Source organism: Nocardia sp. bgisy134 (assembly GCF_057708325.1).
The window spans coordinates 1-4,843 of the sequence record NZ_JBYIRW010000046.1; the positions used below are offsets into that span (position 1 = coordinate 1).

The following is a 4,843-nucleotide window of genomic DNA, read 5'->3' on the forward strand; positions in this document are numbered from 1 at the left end:
TACGCCATCAACCAGCATCGGCAGCACGTCGGCCTCCGACGCACCCACGGCCACCATCGCCCCACCCGCGGGCAACGCCTGCATCAACCGGCCACGCGCCGCCACCAACACACACGCATCCCCGAGCGACATCACCCCCGCCACATGCGCAGCCGCGACCTCGCCGATCGAATGACCGGCCACCACATCCGCGCGGACTCCCCACGATTCGAGCAGCCGGAACAACGCCACCTCGAACGCGAACAAACCCGCCTGAGCGAACACCGTCCGATCGACCACGTCCTCGGACGACAGCGCCTCACCCAGCGAAACCGACTGCCCCAACAACGGATCCAACTCAGCCACGATCGCATCGAAAGCCTCGGCGAACACCGGATACGCACCACGCAGCTCAGTAGCCATACCCGCCCACTGCGCACCCTGACCAGAGAACACCACACCAGTCGAACCCGACACCACACGACCGGACACAACACCCGGAATCGATTCGCCGCGACCCAACGCTTGTATGCCCGCCCAGAGACCGTCGCGCTCGGGTGACAGCACCACGGCCCGATGCTCGAAAACACCGCGCGTGGACGCGAGCGAGAAGCCCACATCCACCGGATTCAGGTCGTGATCGTCCGCGTACGACGCCAGACGCCCGGCCTGACCGGCAAGGGCCGCACCGCTGCGCGCCGAAACCACCCACGGCAATACGGCCGGAACGGACTCCACCACCGGCGCCGACTCCACCGGCGCCGGTTCCACGACCGGAGCCTGCTCCAGGATGAGGTGAGCATTGGTGCCGCCGATACCGAACGAGGACACCCCGGCACGACGCGGCCTATCCACCTCCGGCCACGCCACCTCCTCGGTCAGCAACCGGATATGGCCTCGGGTCCAATCGACTTTGGTGCTGGGTTGATCGACATGCAGCGTTCGGGGCAGCACCCCGTGCCGCATCGCCATCACCATCTTGATCACACCACCCACACCCGCGGCGGCCTGCGCATGACCGATGTTGGACTTCAACGACCCCAACCACAGCGGGCGATCCCCATCACGGTCCTGCCCATACGTCGCCAGCAGCGCCTGCGCCTCGATCGGATCACCCAACGTGGTACCCGTACCGTGGGCTTCCACCACATCGACGTCGACCGGCGACACCTTGGCATTCGCCAAAGCCTGCCGGATCACACGCCGTTGCGACGGGCCATTGGGCGCGGTCAAGCCATTCGACGCACCATCCTGATTCACCGCTGAACCGGCGATCACCGCGAGAACTTCATGACCATTGCGGCGGGCGTCGGACAACCGCTCCAACACCAGCACACCGGCGCCTTCGGACCAGCCGACACCATCGGCGGCATCGGCGAACGACTTGCACCGCCCATCCGGGGACAACCCCCGCTGTCGACTGAACTCCACAAAGATCTCCGGTGTCGCCATCACGGCGACACCACCGGCCAACGCCAGATCACATTCGCCCGACCGCAGCGACTGCGCGGCCAGATGCATTGCCACCAGCGATGACGAGCACGCCGTGTCCACGGTGACCGACGGCCCTTCCAGACCGAACACATACGACACTCGCCCGGACACCAAACTCCCGGCAGCGCTGTTACCGGTTCCCTGGGCGTAGTCGTGATACATCATGCCGGTGAAGACACCGGTCGAACTGCCTCGCAGCACAGCAGGATCGACACCGGCGCGCTCCAGCGCCTCCCATGAGGTCTCCAGCAGCAACCGCTGCTGGGGATCCATGATCACGGCCTCGTTGGGGCTGATCCCGAAGAACTCCGCATCGAAATCGCCTGCCGAATAGAGGAATCCACCCTGACGGGTGTAGGTCTTACCGGCCTGACCGGGTTCGGGATCGTAGATGCCCTCGATATCCCAGCCACGATCCACCGGCAACGCACCGGTGGTATCAACGCCCGAAACGACCAGCCGCCACAGGTCCTCCGGCGAGGCCACACCACCGGGATAGCGGCAAGCCATCGCCACCACCGCAATCGGGTCGTCGCCAACAGTTCTGCTGGCAGCGACCTCGACGTCCTGCCCCGTGCCGGTGAGCTCGTCGGCCAGATATTCGGCCAAAGCCTGTGGTGTCGGGTAGTCGAACACCAGAGTCGCGGGGAGGTGTAGGCCTGTCGCGGTCTTGAGGGCGTTGCGGAACTCGATAGCGGTGATCGAATCGAAGCCCAGCTCGCCGAAGGCCTTGTCCGCTGCAATCGCGTTCGCGTTCTGGTGTCCCAGAGTCGCCGCGACCTGTCCACGGACGATCTCGACGAACACACCGAAACGTTCACCGTCGGGAGTGTTCGCCAAACGAGCGCGAAGCGCCGTGGATGCGCCCGAAGCCGCCTTCCGGCGATGCGGGATCAGCGCGGAAAGCAGCGCGGGCGCGGCGAATCCCGCGCTGCGCAAGGCATCCAGGTCCAAACGGGCAAGGACGAGGGCGGCTGTATCCGCTCCTGTCGCGGCATCGAACAGCGCGAGGCCCTGTTCCTTCGACAATGGCAGCATGCCCGAACGAGACATGCGGTGCCGGTCGACGTCGCTGAGCTCTGCCGCCATGCCTCCGTCCGCGCCCCAGGGACCCCAGGCGAAAGACTTGCCGCGTCGCCCGGATGCCCTGCGGTGTGCCGCCAGGGCGTCCAGGCACGCGTTGGCCGCGGCATAGTTGCCTTGACCGGCGTTTCCGAATGAGCCGGCCACCGAGCTGAACAGCACGAACGCCTTCAACGGCAGATCGGCGGTCAGCTCGTGCAAGTGCAGGGCGGCATCGACCTTGGGCCCCAACACCGCATCCAACCGATCCGAGGTCAGCGAAGCGATGGCACCATCATCGAGCACCCCAGCCATGTGGAACACGCCGGTGAGTGGATGACCGGCGGGCACGCCCGCCAGCACCTCGGCGAGCGCGCCGCGGTCGGCGATATCGCAGGCGACGAACTCGGCCTCGGCTCCGAGACGCTGCAACTCCGCGCGTAGCTCGGTGGTGCCGGGAGCAGACTCACCGCGCCGACTCAACAGCAACAGACGGCGCGCGCCATATGCGTCGACCAGGTGCCGGGCGAACAACCCACCGAGGTAGCCGCTGGCGCCGGTGATCAGAACTGTGTCGTCGGGGTCGAAGGCGTCGGTCGCCGGAGCGGTCGCGGCGGTGGAGACGACTCGGGCGAGTCGCGCTCTGTGTACCTGCCCGCCACGCACGGCCACCTGTGGTTCCTCCGCAGCCAGAATCCCACCCAGCAGCGCATCGAGTTCGGAACCGGCATCGTGGGAATCGGTGTCGATCAACACGATCCGGCCAGGGCTCTCCGCCTGGGCGGAACGCACCAGACCACCCACGGCGGCACCCGCCAGGTTCGTAATGTCCTCCCCGGCAACCGATACCGCACCACTGGTCCGGACCACGAGCACCGACTCGCCGAACCGATGATCGGCAATCCAGGACTGAAGCACCCGCAGCACATCATGGGTCGCGGCATGAACGGCGGCGGGATCATTACCCGCAGGGCAGTCCAGTACCACCGCGGCGGGGACCACGTCACCGAGATCCGCCCATGCAACCGCGGCGACTTCACCCTCGGACACCGAGATCGGCGTCCAGCTGACATCGAACACGGCAGTGCGAGCAATGGATGTACCGGTGGTGAGCTGCCCGGGATCGATCGGCCGGGAAGCCAGACGCCGCACCGTCGCCACCGCAGCACCGGTCGAGTCCGCCAGATCCAGAGCAACACCGTGCTCGCCGACGCGAGTGAGTCGAACCCGCAGCGCATCGGCACCCGCCGCATGCACCGTGACACCGGACCACTCGAACGGCAACGCCACACCGGTTCCGTCCGCAGGGGTGTCATCGGCGAAACGCAAGGCGTGCAACGCCGCATCCAGCAACGCCGGATGCACACCGAAACGCTCTGCCTCGGTTCGGGCCTGCTCAGGCAATTCGATCTCGGCGTAGAGCCCATCGGATGCCCGCCAGACCGACCGCAGCGCCTGGAACACCGGACCGTAGTGATAGCCCTGCGCATCGAGGGAGTCGTACACCCCATCGATGTCCACGGCGACCGCGTCGGCGGGCGGCCACTGCACCAGATCCACAGCCGCGCTGTCGATTCCGGGCGCGAGCACACCCTCCGCGTTCAACGTCCACGACGGCACCGAATCGACACCATCATCGGGGCGAGAGAAGATCCGCACCCCGCGACGCCCCTCGTGGTCCTCGCCACCGACGACGACACGCACCGCAACGCCCGCCGACTCCGGCAACACCAGCGGAGCCCGCAGAATCAGCTCATCCAAGCTCGAACAGCCCACACGCTCGCCGGCGTGCATGGCGAGTTCGACCAAACCGGTGCCGGGGAACAGCACGGTGTCCATGACCCTGTGATCGGCCAGCCACGGATGCGTCCGCAGCGACAACCTGCCGCTGACGGCGACCACGTCGGAATCCGGTTGCGACACCACCGCGGAGACCAAGGGATGTCCGGTAGCCACCAGACCCATCGATCGAGCGTCACCACCACCGGCAGACCCTTCGGGCATCCAATAACGCCGACGCTGGAAAGCGTAGGTGGGCAAATCGATTCGCTGGGCCCCGCTACCGGTGTAGAAACCGGCCCAGTCCACCTCGGCGCCGGAGACGAACAACCCGGCCACCCCGCCCAGCACCGTGGACGGATCGGCATGGTTTCGACGCGCCAAAGCCACCACGGTAGAAGCCGAAGCAGCCGCGCCCGCCTGGCGCCCGTCGAGCGTCTGGGTGATCATCGGGGTAAGCACCGCGTCGGGCCCGACCTCGGCGAACCTGGCGACACCCAGGCCCGCCATCGCGGCGACCGCATCGGCG

The 4,843-nt window shown here is 66.8% G+C and carries 1 protein-coding gene; it reads right to left on the reverse strand.

Features of this window, described 5'->3' with window-relative positions; translation table 11 throughout:
- On the reverse strand, positions 1-4,824 hold a 4,824-nt coding region (locus AC3ERS_RS36470), incomplete at its 3' end, for a type I polyketide synthase (RefSeq protein WP_431972715.1).
- Positions 4,825-4,843 lie beyond the last annotated feature (19 nt).